Source organism: Neobacillus novalis NBRC 102450, from assembly GCF_001591805.1.
Lineage (GTDB): Bacteria > Bacillota > Bacilli > Bacillales > Cytobacillaceae > Neobacillus > Neobacillus novalis.
Genome location: NZ_BCVP01000022.1, coordinates 1 through 16,076, shown reverse-complemented (window position 1 = coordinate 16,076; position 16,076 = coordinate 1). Strand labels below are relative to the sequence as shown.

At 38.4% G+C, this 16,076-nt stretch carries 19 protein-coding genes and 2 pseudogenes; 7 read left to right on the top strand and 14 right to left on the bottom strand.

Translation table 11 applies throughout. From position 1 onward, the window contains the following. Positions 1 to 274 precede the first annotated feature (274 nt). Together BANVL01_RS28700 and BANVL01_RS16315 are read right to left on the bottom strand one after the other, a co-directional pair. A complete protein-coding gene (locus tag BANVL01_RS28700; protein WP_066088231.1) occupies positions 275 to 1,441 on the bottom strand; it encodes a YecA family protein in 1,167 nt (388 codons plus the stop codon). A 166-nt stretch (positions 1,442 to 1,607) separates the two neighbouring features. After that, on the bottom strand, positions 1,608 to 2,327 hold the full coding sequence (locus tag BANVL01_RS16315; protein WP_066147974.1) for a potassium channel family protein: 720 nt from the start codon (positions 2,325 to 2,327) through the stop codon (positions 1,608 to 1,610). 227 nt (positions 2,328 to 2,554) lie between these two features. On the opposite strand from BANVL01_RS16315, the gene BANVL01_RS16310 reads away from it, so the two are divergent. The 3 genes from BANVL01_RS16310 (at position 2,555) to BANVL01_RS16300 (ending at position 3,946) form a co-directional block, all read left to right on the top strand. Further along, positions 2,555 to 2,797, top strand: coding sequence for a glutaredoxin family protein (locus BANVL01_RS16310; RefSeq protein WP_066088234.1), 243 nt, complete (start codon positions 2,555 to 2,557; stop codon positions 2,795 to 2,797). 15 nt (positions 2,798 to 2,812) lie between these two features. Then, positions 2,813 to 3,184, top strand: a complete 372-nt coding sequence (locus tag BANVL01_RS16305) for a VOC family protein (protein ID WP_066096620.1) — start codon at positions 2,813 to 2,815, stop codon at positions 3,182 to 3,184. Between the two features lie 240 nt (positions 3,185 to 3,424). Beyond that, entirely contained in the window at positions 3,425 to 3,946 is a 522-nt protein-coding gene (locus BANVL01_RS16300) for an HD domain-containing protein (RefSeq protein ID WP_066088237.1), read from the top strand. A gap of 120 nt (positions 3,947 to 4,066) precedes the next feature. On the opposite strand, the pseudogene BANVL01_RS16295 reads toward BANVL01_RS16300, so the two are convergent. Together BANVL01_RS16295 and BANVL01_RS16290 are read right to left on the bottom strand one after the other, a co-directional pair. Continuing rightward, positions 4,067 to 4,935: pseudogene (locus BANVL01_RS16295) on the bottom strand (SDR family oxidoreductase). Between the two features lie 98 nt (positions 4,936 to 5,033). After that, a complete protein-coding gene (locus BANVL01_RS16290; protein ID WP_066088240.1) occupies positions 5,034 to 5,381 on the bottom strand; it encodes a hydrolase in 348 nt (115 codons plus the stop codon). Between the two features lie 652 nt (positions 5,382 to 6,033). Here BANVL01_RS16290 and BANVL01_RS16285 point away from each other — a divergent pair. Next, positions 6,034 to 6,393, top strand: coding sequence for a Lin0512 family protein (locus tag BANVL01_RS16285; protein WP_066088243.1), 360 nt, complete (start codon positions 6,034 to 6,036; stop codon positions 6,391 to 6,393). A 116-nt stretch (positions 6,394 to 6,509) separates the two neighbouring features. Here BANVL01_RS16285 and BANVL01_RS16280 read toward each other — a convergent pair whose 3' ends face one another. From BANVL01_RS16280 to BANVL01_RS27335, 6 genes are all read right to left on the bottom strand, one after another. Continuing rightward, positions 6,510 to 7,019 (bottom strand): DoxX family membrane protein, encoded by a 510-nt coding sequence (locus BANVL01_RS16280; RefSeq protein ID WP_066088246.1) that lies wholly within the window; start codon positions 7,017 to 7,019, stop codon positions 6,510 to 6,512. A gap of 270 nt (positions 7,020 to 7,289) precedes the next feature. After that, positions 7,290 to 8,351 (bottom strand): LLM class flavin-dependent oxidoreductase, encoded by a 1,062-nt coding sequence (locus BANVL01_RS16275; RefSeq protein ID WP_066088250.1) that lies wholly within the window; start codon positions 8,349 to 8,351, stop codon positions 7,290 to 7,292. 246 nt (positions 8,352 to 8,597) lie between these two features. Continuing rightward, positions 8,598 to 8,747 carry a hypothetical protein gene (locus tag BANVL01_RS27340; protein WP_156482337.1) on the bottom strand — a complete coding sequence of 50 codons (150 nt, stop codon included), beginning with the start codon at positions 8,745 to 8,747 and terminating at the stop codon, positions 8,598 to 8,600. Positions 8,748 to 8,785: 38 nt separating this feature from the next. Next, the gene (locus BANVL01_RS28615) at positions 8,786 to 8,920 is read right to left on the bottom strand and encodes a hypothetical protein (protein WP_268874946.1); all 135 of its coding nucleotides are present in this window, start codon (positions 8,918 to 8,920) and stop codon (positions 8,786 to 8,788) included. A gap of 319 nt (positions 8,921 to 9,239) precedes the next feature. Beyond that, on the bottom strand, positions 9,240 to 9,398 hold the full coding sequence (locus BANVL01_RS28905; RefSeq protein WP_501193476.1) for a YuzK family famiily protein: 159 nt from the start codon (positions 9,396 to 9,398) through the stop codon (positions 9,240 to 9,242). Positions 9,399 to 9,803: 405 nt separating this feature from the next. Beyond that, complete coding sequence (locus tag BANVL01_RS27335; RefSeq protein WP_156482336.1) at positions 9,804 to 9,941, bottom strand: hypothetical protein; 138 nt, start codon at positions 9,939 to 9,941, stop codon at positions 9,804 to 9,806. A gap of 245 nt (positions 9,942 to 10,186) precedes the next feature. Between BANVL01_RS27335 and BANVL01_RS16270 the strand changes: the two genes are divergently transcribed. Both BANVL01_RS16270 and BANVL01_RS16265 read left to right on the top strand, forming a co-directional pair. Beyond that, the gene (locus BANVL01_RS16270; RefSeq protein WP_066088252.1) at positions 10,187 to 10,519 is read left to right on the top strand and encodes a PadR family transcriptional regulator; all 333 of its coding nucleotides are present in this window, start codon (positions 10,187 to 10,189) and stop codon (positions 10,517 to 10,519) included. Beyond that, complete coding sequence (locus tag BANVL01_RS16265) at positions 10,516 to 11,067, top strand: DUF2812 domain-containing protein (protein WP_066088253.1); 552 nt, start codon at positions 10,516 to 10,518, stop codon at positions 11,065 to 11,067. Before BANVL01_RS16270 ends, BANVL01_RS16265 begins: the two co-directional genes overlap by 4 nt. Positions 11,068 to 11,142: 75 nt before the next feature. On the opposite strand, the pseudogene BANVL01_RS16260 reads toward BANVL01_RS16265, so the two are convergent. The 3 genes and pseudogenes from BANVL01_RS16260 to BANVL01_RS16250 form a co-directional block, all read right to left on the bottom strand. Next, positions 11,143 to 11,920 (bottom strand): annotated as a pseudogene (locus tag BANVL01_RS16260) (arylamine N-acetyltransferase family protein). 21 nt (positions 11,921 to 11,941) lie between these two features. Further along, entirely contained in the window at positions 11,942 to 13,051 is a 1,110-nt protein-coding gene (locus BANVL01_RS16255; RefSeq protein ID WP_066088258.1) for a threonine aldolase family protein, read from the bottom strand. 97 nt (positions 13,052 to 13,148) lie between these two features. Further along, complete coding sequence (locus BANVL01_RS16250; protein ID WP_066088262.1) at positions 13,149 to 14,267, bottom strand: NAD(P)/FAD-dependent oxidoreductase; 1,119 nt, start codon at positions 14,265 to 14,267, stop codon at positions 13,149 to 13,151. A gap of 175 nt (positions 14,268 to 14,442) precedes the next feature. Between BANVL01_RS16250 and BANVL01_RS16245 the strand changes: the two genes are divergently transcribed. After that, positions 14,443 to 15,585 (top strand): CAP domain-containing protein, encoded by a 1,143-nt coding sequence (locus BANVL01_RS16245; RefSeq protein WP_156482335.1) that lies wholly within the window; start codon positions 14,443 to 14,445, stop codon positions 15,583 to 15,585. A gap of 48 nt (positions 15,586 to 15,633) precedes the next feature. Here the strand turns inward: BANVL01_RS16245 and BANVL01_RS16240 are convergent, their stop codons facing one another. Beyond that, positions 15,634 to 15,957: a BC1872 family protein gene (locus tag BANVL01_RS16240; protein ID WP_066088268.1), complete on the bottom strand. Its 324-nt coding sequence runs from the start codon at positions 15,955 to 15,957 to the stop codon at positions 15,634 to 15,636. Positions 15,958 to 16,076: the final 119 nt, after the last annotated feature.

Below are 16,076 nucleotides of genomic sequence, written 5' to 3'. Positions count from 1 at the left end.
TCCTTTTAAAGCTTCGCAGATATAATGCTATGAATCACAGATATATAACTCAGTATCGCAGATAAACGTTAATTTTCCGCAGATAAATCGTATGAAATTGCTACCAATGTGTAATTTTACCCATAAGTACCTCTTTTTTTGTGAGAAACAACAAAAGTTACGAAAACAGCCATTAAAAAAGACCGCTGATGCTAGTAACACCACACGGTCCATGCAATAGCAGGTTCTATTCAAGGGAATCTGTATGAAGAAGAAATGCCGGGCACTTTATTTTCTATTTCCCGCAGCATTTCTTATATTTCTTACCGCTTCCGCACGGGCAGGGGTCATTTCGGCCCACTTTATTCTCGTTTCGAACGGGGAGGCTTTGGAGAAGGCTTCCTTGCTCACTTGCCTTGCGAGAGTGCATCTTCCGCTGAAATGCTTCTCTCTTCCAGCTCTCCATGTCCAGGTGGTGCTCACCTAGAATGGAATAGCATCCATAAGCAGTCTGTTCTAGATCAACAATTTGTGACACATGACCCTTTTTCATATGGTCGGATATTTCCGGCAATGCTTCGCTTGAAAGCTGATAACAGAGTGCTTCGACAATAATGTCCTGATCGTCTATATCTTCTGTAGCATGGTAGGCCTCTCGTAAATACTTAACAGCTAGGTCAGATTTAATGTTTTCGGCAACAGAAGTAGCAAAAATCACAGAATCTCGTTTCTTTAAATAAGGTGCTACCGCCTCAACAACATCATCATTTTGAAAAGCAATTAGCGCCGCGGCTGCCTCTTCCAATAAAATATCCTCATCTCGTACCAACAAGCTAGCCAAAGTAGGGATATAGTTATCCATTTTTAATAAACCAATCATGTAAATCGCCAGAATACCCCGATAGGAAAACCATTGATCTTTTAATTCGTCTTGAATGATTTTGTCAATTTCATTAGCAGAAATCCATCCATTTTTGACGATACTCTTGGCTAGTTTCTTCGCTTTTGAGTATGGAGCATACTCGTAATATTGAAGGCTTTCAAGTTGGTTTAGGTATTTTTCATATTCCCCTTTTACGGCTTCTTCCGTTCCGTTTACGATCAGCTCATATAACTCCCAGGTTTCCTCGCGAATAAAACCTTCAAGGGATTCTTTAAATTGCCACGCAAGTTCCGGATCTACATTGTTAACTAGTCTAAATAGGAGATGTACCTTTGTTGGATCCAGCTTTGGAGTATTTTCGATTAGCATTTCTAGTGCTTCTTGATTCATGGTTTCGTTGTCTATGTAAATGAATATGGATGATGATTGCTCTTCTTTGTCGTCAAACGCTTTCTTCAACAATTGGATAGTCCATTCTTCCGGAAGGTTTGGATAATCGTGGATTGCACGAAGAACAGTTTCTTGGATAAAAATATCATCGCTAAGTAAGTGTGGCTTAATTTTTTCTAAAAATGACATGCGTATTGTCCTTTCTTGTTTGGTTTCTATTAATTTTACCAGAATTAATAGGAAAACCTCGCATTAAAATGGCAGCGAGCAATATTTCGGTTTATTTCGAATTTTGTCATGCTTTGATATATGATGTACTTGAAAAAAATAAAAACAAATTAAAGGCAGTCTGGTTTCATTCTTTGCTCTGTTCCTTCTGATAAGCCTTTAATTGTTCAATCATGACGAGAATTTCTGGTTCTGTAAGAGATGGATAATCATCAATCTTATCCCTTACGTATTTCAATTGATCAGGCAGGTCCCCTTTTTTATTAGAAAAAATCGAAGCTACCGTTCCGGTTACAACCCCGATTAACCCAATCCCAACGAACATAAGTACACTCGCAATTATTCGCCCGACAGCTGTTTCAGGAAATAAATCTCCATAGCCAACGGTAGTTGTCGTTACCACTGTCCACCATAAAGCATCTCCATAGCTATGAAAATTGGGTTCAATCCAAGTCATAGGAATCGCAGTTATAAATAATAAAGCAATAACTGTAACAAATAATTTATCTAAGCGATATTTTTCAATTAATAGATCTAAAATTGAATTATTTCTTTTTACCACAAGGATAAGCCTAACTAAGCGAATTAATCGGATTAAACGGATGGTTCTAAATAGATGATCGAAAGGGATAAGTGCAAGGAGCTCGATTGGATGACTTTTGACAAATTCCCATTTTTGCTTGCTTAAGAAAAGCCGAATCACATAATCAGCGGCAAAAAGCCCCCACACAATCCAGCCTAAAACAAAATCTTCTCGTTTGGGTAAATCAATCATTAAAGAAAAAATAATTATTCCTGCTAAAATTAATTCATATATAAAACCAATCTTTCTTTGCAATTCTTTCACCTTCTTACTCTTGTTTCCCTGACTTCCTCATCTATTTTAAGGGAAAAAGTTTGCAGATAACAAGGATTTTAACCTGACATCTATCTCCTTGCCAAAAAGGAAATAGGGACCAATGGCTTTTACTTGTAAGGAAGGTCACTTCTATGAATATTAATCTAAAGTATATAATTGTTCCCATGAAAACAGAATTCATTGTACAATAACATTAATGAAGTGGAGGTAATTAAATGAAAAAAGTGATTATTTATTCTCAAGAGACGTGTCCGCCTTGTCATGCGGAAAAACTTTGGTTAAAAGAAAATGGGATTGAGTTTGAAGAAAGAGACATACGTAAAGACGATCAATATTTGCAAGAACTTATTGAACTAGGGGCGGCTGCTACGCCGGCAACCATTATCAAAGACGAAGATAGTGAAGAAATTATCCTAGGATTTGATCAAGCGAAATTAGCCCAGATCTTAGAGGTATAAAAAGTGGGAGAAAATATGGACCTAGGTGCTTTTTCTGTAAGTTTAAACGTAAAAGACATTCAACTATCCAAGTCATTCTACGAAAAACTAGGATTTAAGGCTTTTGGTGGTGACATTAGTCAAAATTGGCTTATTATGAAGAATGAAAGTTCCATCATTGGGCTATTCCAAGGAATGTTTGAAAAGAACATTCTGACCTTTAATCCAGGATGGAATGAAAATGCCGAGAATCTTGAATCGTTTACGGACATTCGAGACATTCAAAAACAACTTATGGCTGAAGGAATAAACATGCTGACTGCAGCAGCTGAAACAAATGAGGGACCAGCACATTTTGTCATTGAAGATCCAGACGGGAATCAAATTCTTGTCGATCAGCATCGATGAAAAAAAGGAAATAACGGCTAAGCTGAACACGGTTATATAAAAAGGTGCAATTATCCGTTTCTGGATGAATGCACTTTTTTTGTTCAACTATATAATATTGAAAGTCTATTGTTTCAAAAACAAAGGTACACTTTGTTACATTTTCTATCGACCTTTTTTTCCTAAAATATTATCCTTTGTTTCAAAACAACACGAACTGTTTTATAATACAAAATAATAATTTTTATAAGGGTGATAAACATGAGACACGTAACATTGATTCAAATTTTCAATCATCGTATAGCGGAAAAATATCTGAGTCGTTCTGGAATTGCTCATGCCATCGCATGTGCCTACCACGCTTTCAAATTAGCAAAAAAAGACAACGTATCTGTTGACTTGGCAACAAAAGCCGCCCTGCTGCACGATATGGGTCATTATACTTGGTATCGAAATGGAAAATGGGATTATGATTTATATAAAAAGAATGATATTCATGCGATAAAAGGTGCTGAAAGAGCTCATAAATTGTTGATTAGACTAGGAGAAAATCCAATAATCGCTAAAGAAATTGCGCTAGCCATTTTATTTCATACCGATTCTTATATGCCAAAAGGGTATATCAAAAGAACACCGTTACAAGAAATTGTCAAATTAGCAGATGAGTTTGACGAGGAACAAGGGGGCAAACATCATTATCGTAAAATAGAGAAAGAGAAGGCTATAAAAATGATTGAACGACTAGACCAAATGGTTGAAGAGGAATTTGAGAAAAACTTGTAAAATGTGGCCGGAATGCTGACAAAAAAAACCACATTCATGTGGTTTTTTCCCGATTTGGATTTTTTTACCTTCTAATCAATAAATCGCAAATCCATAAAAAAGTGGCAGATACCAATGAATTTATCCATTTACGATGGTTCCGCCATTAACATGCAGAATTTGTCCAGTTACATAGGAGGAATCTATATTGGATGCGAGATACACATAAGCAGGCGCGAGTTCTTCCGGCTGTCCTGGCCGCTTCATTGGGGAATTTTGCCCAAATTCACTTACTTCTTCTTCCGAAAAAGTAGAGGGAATAAGTGGTGTCCAAATAGGTCCAGGAGCGACTCCATTAACCCTGATTCCCTTCTCTACCAATTGAATTGCAAGCGAGCGGGTAAAGGACGTGATGGCACCTTTTGTGGAAGAATAGTCGATTAACTTTGGATTACCTTTATAGGCTGTAATCGATGATGTATTAATGATGGACTGCCTTCCTTAAGATGCGGTAAAGCGGCTTTTGTTAGATGGAACATCGAGAAAATATTAGTTCGGAAGGTTTGCTCCAGCTGCTCCGTGGAAATGTCAAGGATGCTTTCTTGAGGGTGTTGTTCACCAGCATTATTCACCAGTATATCAAGCCCGCCAAATTCATCGACAGTTTGTTGAATAGCTTCCTGACAAAACGTTTCATCACCAATATCACCAGTCAATAACAGGCATTTCACACATTCTTCCTCGACCAAGTGTTTCGTTTCTTCCGCATCACCACTTTCATTTAAGTAAACAATCGCTATATTGGCTCCTTCTTTGGCAAATGCAATTGATACAGCTCGTCCTATTCCACTATCACCGCCGGTTATAATCACGTTCTTGCCCTTTAGTTTGCCGCTCCCTTTGTATTCTGCATTTATTGTCTCAGGTGCTGGCGTCATTTCCTTCTCGGTTCTAGGTTGTTGCTTTTGTCTTTGTGCAGGTAGTTTAGTAGGGTATTTTTCACTGTCCATGCTTGGGGAACCTCCTATCGATGTGTGATAGCAATGGTAATACCCTTTGTGTAGGTAAATAAACCAATTGCAATTTCTCATCTCAAGGTGCCGCAAGTTTAAAATCTGTCCTCTCGATTGTTTACATTATCTTCATTTAAGATTCCCATTTCTCTAATATGTGCACGGGTTTTTTCATCACCTAGGTAAAATAGCATGGTATAGATCAGCTGCATTTGCCGGTCATATTCCATATTTTGAGGCTGATGATGGTATTCAAGAAAAGGAAATTGTGCACGAAAAAAGCTTTCCCAGTCCGTTTCGTCGTTTTGATCAAAAAGTCGTTCAAGAACAGCTAGTTGGGATTCTGTTGCTTCAATTTTAACATCCCATTCTCCTTCGAAAGGGTCTCTGAGAATAGCGTGAGATTGAATATTAACATAATAACTTTGTTTTTGTTCACCCATTCGATTCATCTCCTATCTTTTTGGATGTTTACCACAACTTTGATGGTTTTAACCATTTTCATGATTATAACTACACATACCTATTTCATAATAAAATGGAAATGAAAAATATGTAGAATAATAAAGGAAAAAAGAGAAGAATAATAGGTTTATGAATTTGAAATAATTGGGTAAACGAATAGTAGGAAAATAAAAATTTAATGGCTCTCTTTAAACGCTTAAAAAGTTAATGGAGGGATGGATTATGAAAATTAATAAACCTGAATGGCTGTCTTTAAGTAAAGAAATAAAAGTTAAGCTAATTCGATTAGCGATATTGGAAAACCGAAACAAATATTCAGGAATCTCATAAATTCTTTTCTACTAAGTAAGGCCAGTCCCCCACCACTTTGCAAAGTAAAAGCACTGGGGGACTGGGACCTTATTTCCGTTTTCTGCCATGCCTATTCGTTTATGAAATAGTTAAAAGGATGTCTGACACTTTACCAAAATGTTAGATGGAGCACTTACACCTTTTTTGTCTCCCACAAAAACATGTCCAACCCTTTTCATTTCCTCAGCTCACTATACTCATATCTCGATTATTTAACATAGATAATTAAATACGATAAAATAGAGTCGAAATAGAAATTGAAAGAAGGTTGAATCAATTATGGAAAAATTAATGTTTATTGAAACCGGGATGGGGATAGATGTGCATGGTCAAGATATTACGTCTGCTGCAATTCGTGCTGTAAAAAATGCGATTCACTATAATTCGATGCCAGGTATTCGTTCGGTGCTCCCTGAAAACAGTTTAGATAATATGAGGGTGAACGTGAAGCTTGCTGTTCCTTGTGATAAAGAAAAACTTGATATTAACGCTGTAAAAGAAGCTTTGCCATATGGGAAAGTTACAGTGGAAGTAATGGATGGTGGAATGATGACAACCAGCGGGATTGTCCTCGAGGATAAGGGTGACAAAAATGATCTGATGTACATAGTTGTTGCATCGGTCGAAGTTGGTTATTAATTTTGAGAAATATTTAAGCATTAAAGGTTTCGTCACCGGGGGTCAGGCACCAGCATACACTGATTGACTATAAAAAAGACGATTCGGAGTCCGAATCGTCTTTTTTTAACTACAAGTCAAGCCACTAGTTTATTTTCCCTATTATGGGTCTTAGCTGTTTTGCGGATGAAAGGAACCACCCAGCGGTCTAAGCCGATTCTGCCTGCGTTATATCCAGCTGTGAGGATGATGAAGCCTAAGAAAATATCTGTCGGGTTGTGAGATACGGTACCAGCCATGAAGAATGAAAAGTTCATTACTAACCCAAAGAACATCGCAGCTGTGGTTAGGCATCCTAGTAGAAGTCCAAGGCCAATTAACGTTTCGCCCCAAGGGACGATAAAGTTGAACACATCCACATTTGGTAAAGCAAAGCTATTTAAGAATTCAACATACCAGCCATAAACTAGTGCACCATCTGGTCCTTTAACGGGATTTGCGGTTACTCCTTTTAGAAATCCTGCAGCATCGAAGCCGCCAGTTAATTTATGAAGACCTGCAGTAAACCAAGAGTAGCCAAGATATAAACGAATGATTGTTAAGATAGCAGCAGAACTTTTCTTTTCTCTTAAAAATTTGTTAAACATATTGTTTTCCGCCCTTCAAATTTATTTGTTCTTTATAGTTACACTATATTCCATTCTTCACTTTACTAACATGGCTATAGTGATAAGTTCACAGTTTGTTTGAAATGTTTTGACGGAAAATTGAACAGGTAGGTTGTGGTGATAATTCCTCCAAACAAAGAAAAAGGACCAACCCCGGCAGGTTAGTCCTTGACTTAGTAACTCAAATTCCATTGCGAATTGTCTCACTTTATACTTGCGATTACCGTTGCTTCATTTACTCAGTCGTTTTTACAATTCCACTTCGCTATCCCCTTCCCATCTGGATATTTCTTCTCTAACGATTGGAGCAACCTCTTTTCCTAACAATTCAATCGCTCTCATTACATCATCATGAGGCATGGTACCCACCGGTACATGGAGCATAAAGCGTGTAATCCCCACATGTTTGCGCAAATGAATGATTTTCTCAGCAACCGTTTTCGGGTCACCTACATACAATGCACCTTCAAAGCCGCGCGCAGCATCGAAGCTTGAGCGGTCATACTTTCCCCATCCACGCTCGCGTCCTAATTTATTCATGGCCTGCTGGGTTGATGGAAAAAACATTTCAGCTGCTGCTTCGGTACTCTCTGCGATGAATCCATGTGAATGCGAAGCAACCGGCAACTTCGATAGATCATGACCCGCGTGAGCGGCTGCCTTCTTATAAAGTTGGACAAGCGGCTCAAAATACAATGGACTGCCTCCAATAATCGCCAAAACGAGCGGTAGTCCAAGGAGACCTGCGCGGATAACGGAATCCTGGTTCCCACCGCTGCCAATCCAGACAGGTAAAGGATTCTGAACCGGTCTTGGGTACACACCGAGATTGTCAATGGCTGGCCGATGCCCGCCTTTCCAGGTTACTTTCTCGGACTCCCGTATTTTTAACAGCAGCTCAAGCTTCTCGTCGAATAACTGATCATAGTCCTTTAAATCATAGCCAAACAGCGGAAAGGATTCAATAAACGAACCCCGGCCAGCCATGATTTCTGCACGTCCATTTGAGATGGCATCAAGTGTAGCAAAATCCTGAAACACCCGTACCGGATCGGCAGAAGAAAGCACCGTAACGGCACTTGTTAGCCGAATCCTGTTTGTCTGTGATGCCGCGGCAGCAAGCACAATGGCAGGAGAAGATGCCGCATAATCTGCGCGATGGTGCTCACCCACACCAAAAATATCCAGACCTACTTGATCTGCTAATACAATTTCCTTGACAACCTCCCGTATTCGTTGGGCATGGCTGATTACCTCACCGGTTTTAACATCCGGTGTTGTCTCTACAAATGTGCTAATACCTATTTCCACTAAGAGTCCCTCCACTTATGTATCTTCTGGTTTGCTGCCCGAGGCAAAATTAATTCAACATGATTAACTATTGCTCCGTTCAACCCTCACCTAAAATCCTATCATTATCTTAACTAACTATCTTTAATTGTACAAACAAACGAATTGCTTACGGCATCATGAAAAAAAAGGAGGCTATTGCCTCCCCCTCTTCAAAACTGATTTATTCTGATGAATAATAAATCTGATTTCATTTTACCAAACAAGCTATTTACTCTTATTACGATTGGGCTGTTGAATAGTTACATGTTTAGGGCGTTCTGGAAATGACGCCTTACCTGAATCGTCAGGTCCCGTAAGGTTATTTCTTTGATCAAGAACTTTCCCTGTAAACTCAATTGGATTTCTGTCTGACATTGATTTCACCTCAAATTAATAGAATGGATGGCCTGAGCCTAGCTTTTCTTTCCTTGAAATTTCATCTTCATTTCTGCTTCACTCATGTTTGGGTTGCTTTTAGGATGACTTTTTCTAAGTGCCTTCTTCAATTCCACTGTGGCATCATCGCCAGTACTATACTTTTGATCCATACGCCAGCCTCCTTTTCGTTATTTATTATGGGCTGAATCAAATGGTTCATTCTTTTATGTCAGACATTTGTTTTTTTCAAGACGGGTTGTTGTTTGTTTTACCATGCTCGCAATATTAAGAATAAATAAACGATGTTTTGAGGGGAAAAAGTGGAGAAAGATAGAGGAATAAATTGGGGATGTGGTTTGATGTATTTAAGAATAAGTAATTCACAAGGAAAATCGGTGCTTGGCTCCCACCAATTGGTCAGTCCCCTGGTGCGTCAGAGCTTTGGTTCACCCGGGGCTGACCCCCTAGCCCTCTTCATTACCTTTTTATTCAAGAGGTTATGCGATTATTATAATGAACAAGTAGGTTTAGGTCAGCAACCATTCTGCGACACATATTATAATCCTTTTCACGGCTCTTTTCGACTCTCATTCTTACTGAATGATGTCTCATATACTCTTCATAACCTACACCATGAGCACTATGCATAGCTTTTTCCATTTCGCTAGTATAACTTAATTGTAAATGATCGATAACAAATCATTCCTTTCAGTTCTTTTCATATGGCGAATTGTTCTTTTACGTAGGTTTCATCTTACCATTGATTTATAGGTCCCACAAAGCCGAAAAAACAGTGTATTTTGCTATATAAAGGAATGTCATCCCAACTCGAGAACATATCACTGATATGCGTACCTTTTCCGCCATATCCTTCCATATACTGCAAAACCTAAACCCCACGATCATAACCAGAAGCAATGAACATTATAGGAAAAGGGCTCAGTCCCCATGCAAAACCGAGAGACTGACCCCTTTTAAGTTTTGAAAAAATAAAACCATCTTTCTATGTAGCTTGCCAAAAAAGATAGTTTCACATGTTGACGATATTTTCTGTTATTGTTTTTTGACAGGAGTAACTACCGCAAACAAACTTTCGGTTGGATCGGATACATTAAATTCAATGATTTTAAATCCACTTTCTCCCTCTTTGTACTCATTTTTCCCAGTGATATTGATTTGAATGTTATTCATATTCATCCTTCTTTCCTAAGATTTCTCACACAGAAGTTAATATATGATGGACGTTAAAATATGTGAATGGATTATAATAAATTTTTTCAAACTTCTCAACAAATTGCTTGTCAATCAGCGCCGTATAAAACCGTTACACGCTCACTGAAAAAATATTGAAATAAATGTTGATATTTATATCAGCAGCCGATATAATATACCTGTAAACGATATATCGTTAGACGTAATAGTTTAGGGGTGATGAAATGGCTGAAAATATGGAACACAGTGCACTGACAGAAGCAGTTTATTATATTCTTTTGTCCCTTTATAGGCCGATGCATGGGTATGGTATCATGCAGAACATTAAAGAAATAAGCAATGGACGTGTCACACTGGGAGCTGGCACTATGTATGGGGCGATTAATACCTTACTGGAAAAAGACTGGATACAACCAATAGTCACGAATGAAGAAAAATCGCGTAAAAAGGAATATCTAATTACTGAAGTAGGAAAAGAGGCTATTAAGCTCGAGATTTTGCGGCTAAATGAACTTCTGAAAAATGGCAATGACATTACTGGAGGTGGATTGTTATGAAGCGTGTGATGAGAAAAATCTTTGTAGATTTTGAAAGGGAAGAAAAATTTTTAAATGAAATGGCAGCAAACGGACTAGCTTTAACACAATATTCCTTTTGTAAATATGTTTTTGAGGATGCTCCCAAGGGTGAGTACATTTACAGGCTTGAATTGCTTGAACACCCAATCAATCATCAAGAAAGTCAGGATTATATTCAATTTATGGAGGAAACGGGCGCTGAGCTTGTTACCTCTTATCATCGGTGGGTTTATTTCAGAAAAAAAGCGGCTGATGGTGAATTTACTATCTACTCAGACAATGATTCAAAATTAAGGCACTATAAACGAATCATGTTATTGTTCTGGTTTGTAATCGGATTAAACATGTTTGCGGGACTGCTCAATTTGTTTTTGGGCAATTTGGGCTCTTCTATTGGCCGTCCACCAATTAATACCTATCTATCTATTGTGTCATTTTCAATCGCCGTATTGCTTCTCCTATTTTTGGTCATACCTTTACGAAAAAAAATTGCTAGATTGGATAAAGAAAAGAAAATTAGAGAATGAGAAATTAAGTGCCAGGCACCTCACAATTTCTGTTGGTCCCTGGCACGATTTGGCGTTTTTTCTTATTAAATTTTTTTACATCCCAAAATAATGTTTTGCCAGTTCTTTAAATTTCACTTCATCAATTGTCTCCTTTGAGACCATTCCATCAGCCCATTGTGTAAATGTGGAATTTGTTAAGGTGATATTTCCGTTCTCGGTCAGCCGGGTCATTAATGGATTTTTGTTAAATGAAGATTCTGGGTGTTCTTTGATAATCGTTTGGATTTCATTCAAATTCACTTCATCTTTAATAGGATTCTTGGAATCAAAAGCATAGCCGATTTTCCAATCTGTATCTTTGTGCTTCAATTTCATTTCCAAGATATAATCACCATGTTCATTATTTACTTTCCTAATTCTAAATTCTCCATTATTAGATACAATGGTTTCACCGGATAAAGGAACAGGCTTTAACGGCAAATTACTTCCGAAGCCGGTATCAATTAAATACGTTTGATCCTGGTGATTCATAAGAATCGTTACATGCGTTCTTCCAAGTTTAGAATAGTCTTGAGCAGCATGATTGAAAACAACCCCGGTTACTAAGTCAGCGTCAAAACCATTTTCTATTAGGTAGAAATAGAACAGCGGATTTAATTCGTAACAAAGTCCACCCTTCATTTTTTTCCAATATTTTGTTTGTTAAGTTTTCTTTTGTGATATCACGTGTTTTGTTTTCAATAATCGTTAAATTTTCGAATGGAATCGTTTGTGCGGTCTTTTCAAGAATATCAGCTATTTTTTCAAAAGTAATTTTTTCGTTTTCTGGGATGCCAATCCTTTTATGAAAAAGTGAATGCAGCTTTTGCATTGCTATACCTCCAAATCCTTTTCACCTTTCGGACACTTTTATCGCTTTTTTTATCTTCTTATCCAGCAGTTTAAACACTTCGATTAATTGTTCATGCGGAAGATTCGCATACAAATCACCAACGCTAACTTCGAAAAAACTGGTTGAATTGGTTACTTCTCTTACATTGCTGGATAAACCAATGCCCGATTCTTGGCAGATTTCTGCCAAAATCTTTTCCATTTCCTCTTTTGGTGCATCAAAATGGACATGAAACATATTTGAGACTGGTACCTGTGGCTTGGTTGAAACAGCCTGACATTGATTATAAAATTGTGCGAGTTCTTTGGCTCCTTCATAATACTGTTTCATTTTGCCAATCCGTTTTTCAAAGTAATAGTCTGCGCTTAGGAAATAGGGATAAAGACTGATTAAGTCTCCCCCATGACGTCGTTTCCATACTTTCGACTTCTCAGTAAAGGCTTGATCACCCGCAAGAATGGCCCCAGCAATCCCGCCGATTCCTTTGTAAAAAGAAATATAAACACTATCAAACAGGCTGCAAACTTCCGCAGCCGACTTTTCATAATACGGCAGAATTTCAAAGAGCCGTGCACCGTCCAAATGCAATTTGATACCTTTGTCCTTGCAATAAGCGGCAATATCTTCAAGCGTTTTATATTCTGGGAGCTGTCCGCCAATCTCCCGTTGCGGTAATTCCAGCAAAAGGCAGGCTACTTCTTCCTCCATCCCCGCCACGTCCTCGTATTCAATCACTCTGTTTTTATCTGCCAATAAAATGGATTCAATCTGATGCAATTCTTTTAACCCATCTTCCTCATAGATCTCCAAATGGCTCAACGGGTGATAAGCTACCTTTCTTATCCCTTTTTGGTCACACCAAATGCGCAGGGCGATTTGCTGGGCCATCGTCCCGCTCGGAAAAAACTCTGCCGACTCTTTCCCTAAAAACGCGGCCATTTTTTCCTCAAAGTCTTCGATGATTTTCCCCTTCCCATACATCTCGCTTTCCAAATGTCCATCCAAGTCATTGAATACCTCTTTTAGAACCTGAACATTTCTAGCGCCATGGCCATTCACTTGATATTTTGTTTGTTTATACGCATCTAGTAAGCTAGTTTTACCGCTCATAATTCCCGCTCCCTTCGAATCTGCATCCTTTTGATCATTATTCTAATTCTACTATACCAGCTTGAATATTTTTAAGGTTTTTATTCTAGTGTTCCCATTAGGCCCTTAGTGCTCCAGCCACATCATAGCTGCTTAAATCAATTTCTGTTTCTCTTCCTAACACTAGCTTGGCTAGTTCCGCACCGAGATAAGGTCCACTTGTTAATCCTGATGCTCCTAATCCATTTGCTAAGAAAATCCCTTCATAATGGGGCAAAGCTCCTGCCACTGGAAGAAAGCCCGGGGCAACCGGCCGGAAACCTACCCGTGTTTCAACAAAGGTACTATTGGCTAAACCGGGAGCTGTTTCTAATCCTCTGCTTAAAATGTCATTTACTCCGCCTGCGGTCACGCGGTGATCAAATCCAGCCTCGTTTTCGTGTGTGGAGCCAACGATTACACGGCCATTGTCAAGTGCGAGCAAATACTGGTTATTGGGCGGCATGACAACTGGCCAAGCGCCCGTATCTGTTTCAGGCAAATGAAGATGGACAATTTGTGCTTTTTGCGGTTTTATAAAAAAATCAACACCTAAGGGCTGGAGAAGTTCATGTGCCCATGCCCCTGCGGCAACAATCACCTGATCAGCAAATATCGTTTTATCGTCAAGTTTAATTCCAATCACACGATTTTCTTTAAAAACAAGGGACGCACTCCCCTTCAGAAAAGTAACCCCAAGCTTTATGGAAGACCGAATCAATGCCTTACACAATGCCCTTCCATTTACGCGTGCACCGCCGCTAATGTAAACCGAACCAAATTCCTCAGATAACGGAGGGAATAGTCCTTTTGTTTCCATAGGAGTTAAAATCTTAATCTCACCAATTTCAGGTGCATCCTCCCGACGTTTTCGCGCTCGCTCCGCCATTTGTTCTAGTTTATCAATATCAGTATGAAGGCTTATCGCCCCTACCTGCTTATAACCTGTATCTTGTTCTCCGTTTGCTTCTAATTGAGCGATTAATTCCGGATAGTAACGTGCCCCGCCTTTCGCTAACCTGTACCATGCTTGATTGCGCCGTTGCGAAAGCCAAGGGCAAACAATCCCGGCTGCTGCATCTGTTGCCTGTCCTAGTTCCTCACGATCCACTAAGATAACCTCTGCATTTTGTTTGGCAAGATGGTAGGCCGCAGATGCACCAAGAATTCCTGCTCCAATAATGAGTATTTTTTGCATAGTACACCTAATTCCTTGTATAATAAACTCCTCTTTTCACCTTCATCATATAATAAACCACTTTTCTTCGCGAAAAATATGATTCCATCGGTTCATTTTCAAATCATCATAAGCATATTGCTTATACATTTTTACTTGATTGGTTACAATTCTAATAGAAATGGAGGAAACGGTTATGATGCGTTTTTTTTCAATCCTAGCATTATTATTAATACTATATGTTTCTGGACCTTATATTAAACAAAAGTTAGAAAACTCCGATTATGGATCGGCAATTGGTCAAGTTGAATCTAAAATAAATGATGTCAAAGATAACCCAGAGGTTCTAGCAGCCTTCAATACTTTATCCGAAAAAATTCAACAATTGTGGGGACAGCTTGATCTTCGGTTAAAAGATTTTCCGCAACCACTACAAAAGGAAAAAACGGAAGATAGAGAAAAATTAGCGTTAAAAACCCCAGTCGGGCAAGTCTTTTCTGTTCATAATGTTGAACTTGGTGAGAATAAAGAAAATATTGAACACAATTTAGGACAGGCAAACCGGGCTTCTCTAAATGAATATGGGGCTAAATGGTATGCCTACCACGACAACTACCGAGATTTTTTTATGGTAATGTATGATGAAAAAAATAAAGCAGCAGGCCTTTACACAAACCAGGATTTAATTGCATCTGCCAATAGGATCAAGTTAGGAAGCTCGAAAGAAAGTGTTCGCGCAGCACTGGGGGAACCACTTACTAAAATTCAAAAAGGGTTGATGATCTATCAATTACAGTCAAATAGCGACTATGATGTGTTCTTGCTTGATGGCGTTTATGTAACTATTTTTTACGATAAACACGAGAACAATACGGTTACAGCGATGCAATTAATCAACAAAGACACGGAACAAAAGAAACATGAACTTTACACCGAGTCAAGTCCGGTTTTGAAAGAAGGATTTGAATACCAGTTATTCGATTTAACGAATGCTTCTCGAGTTGAACACCAGCTTCCAATCCTGACATGGGATAACCATGTCAAAGAAACAGCCCGAAAACATAGCACGGATATGGCAGTCAATGATTATTTTGATCACACAAACCGTAAAGGACAATCACCATTTGATCGCATGAAAGAGGATCATATTATCTTTCATTTGGCTGGGGAAAACCTGGCTTATGGACAATTTAGCAGCATCTTTGCCCATGAAGGGTTAATGAACTCACTTGGCCACCGGGAAAATATATTGCGGGATGGCTATAAATATTTAGGAGTAGGGGTTGCCTTTAATGAACAATCACAACCCTATTATACAGAAAACTTTTATGCAAAATAAAAAAGTGCTAGGAACATCCGAAAGCTGGATAGTTCCTGGCACTATTTTTTAACATAATTTCTGCCATATTCTTGTGTGGTCGGGAATTGAACTTAGTTCGACAATGGAATAGGCAGCATTCGTAATCGCTTGTGCCAACGTCTCTCCAGTAGAACATATGTCATTAAAGCAAACCTTGGAAAACCCTTTTATTGTATACGTAAATCCTAATTGTTCCAATCGATCAACAATTAACATTGCATGGTCAAGGTTTTGCTCTGGCTGAAATTCAGACTCATGAATGAAAACCCCCTTTTCATAATCATACCAACGATCCCATCTATTTAACTTCCAACCAAGTATTCTACGTGCAATCGAGTCGATTTTTATCATGCTCTCTTCTCCTTTACCTTTTTATTTTGTATTTATTTTGTTATACAACAGTTTTATTATATTACGGCAATTATATAACAGAATAAAATCAATTTCCATTATTTTTTTGAAATTTTTAT

Coding starts and splice junctions, on each gene's coding strand:
- BANVL01_RS16240 (WP_066088268.1), bottom strand. CDS start 15,957: ATGATAAAAATCGACTCGATTGCACGTAGAATACTTGGTTGGAAGTTA.
- BANVL01_RS27340 (WP_156482337.1), bottom strand. CDS start 8,747: ATGTCAGACAGAAATCCAATTGAGTTTACAGGGAAAGTTCTTGATCAA.
- BANVL01_RS16305 (WP_066096620.1), top strand. CDS start 2,813: ATGGACCTAGGTGCTTTTTCTGTAAGTTTAAACGTAAAAGACATTCAA.
- BANVL01_RS16290 (WP_066088240.1), bottom strand. CDS start 5,381: ATGGGTGAACAAAAACAAAGTTATTATGTTAATATTCAATCTCACGCT.
- BANVL01_RS16255 (WP_066088258.1), bottom strand. CDS start 13,051: ATGAGCGGTAAAACTAGCTTACTAGATGCGTATAAACAAACAAAATAT.
- BANVL01_RS28905 (WP_501193476.1), bottom strand. CDS start 9,398: ATGCATAGTGCTCATGGTGTAGGTTATGAAGAGTATATGAGACATCAT.
- BANVL01_RS16310 (WP_066088234.1), top strand. CDS start 2,555: ATGAAAAAAGTGATTATTTATTCTCAAGAGACGTGTCCGCCTTGTCAT.
- BANVL01_RS16250 (WP_066088262.1), bottom strand. CDS start 14,267: ATGCAAAAAATACTCATTATTGGAGCAGGAATTCTTGGTGCATCTGCG.
- BANVL01_RS28700 (WP_066088231.1), bottom strand. CDS start 1,441: ATGTCATTTTTAGAAAAAATTAAGCCACACTTACTTAGCGATGATATT.
- BANVL01_RS16245 (WP_156482335.1), top strand. CDS start 14,443: ATGATGCGTTTTTTTTCAATCCTAGCATTATTATTAATACTATATGTT.
- BANVL01_RS16265 (WP_066088253.1), top strand. CDS start 10,516: ATGAAGCGTGTGATGAGAAAAATCTTTGTAGATTTTGAAAGGGAAGAA.
- BANVL01_RS16280 (WP_066088246.1), bottom strand. CDS start 7,019: ATGTTTAACAAATTTTTAAGAGAAAAGAAAAGTTCTGCTGCTATCTTA.
- BANVL01_RS16300 (WP_066088237.1), top strand. CDS start 3,425: ATGAGACACGTAACATTGATTCAAATTTTCAATCATCGTATAGCGGAA.
- BANVL01_RS16285 (WP_066088243.1), top strand. CDS start 6,034: ATGGAAAAATTAATGTTTATTGAAACCGGGATGGGGATAGATGTGCAT.
- BANVL01_RS16270 (WP_066088252.1), top strand. CDS start 10,187: ATGGCTGAAAATATGGAACACAGTGCACTGACAGAAGCAGTTTATTAT.
- BANVL01_RS27335 (WP_156482336.1), bottom strand. CDS start 9,941: ATGAATAACATTCAAATCAATATCACTGGGAAAAATGAGTACAAAGAG.
- BANVL01_RS28615 (WP_268874946.1), bottom strand. CDS start 8,920: ATGGATCAAAAGTATAGTACTGGCGATGATGCCACAGTGGAATTGAAG.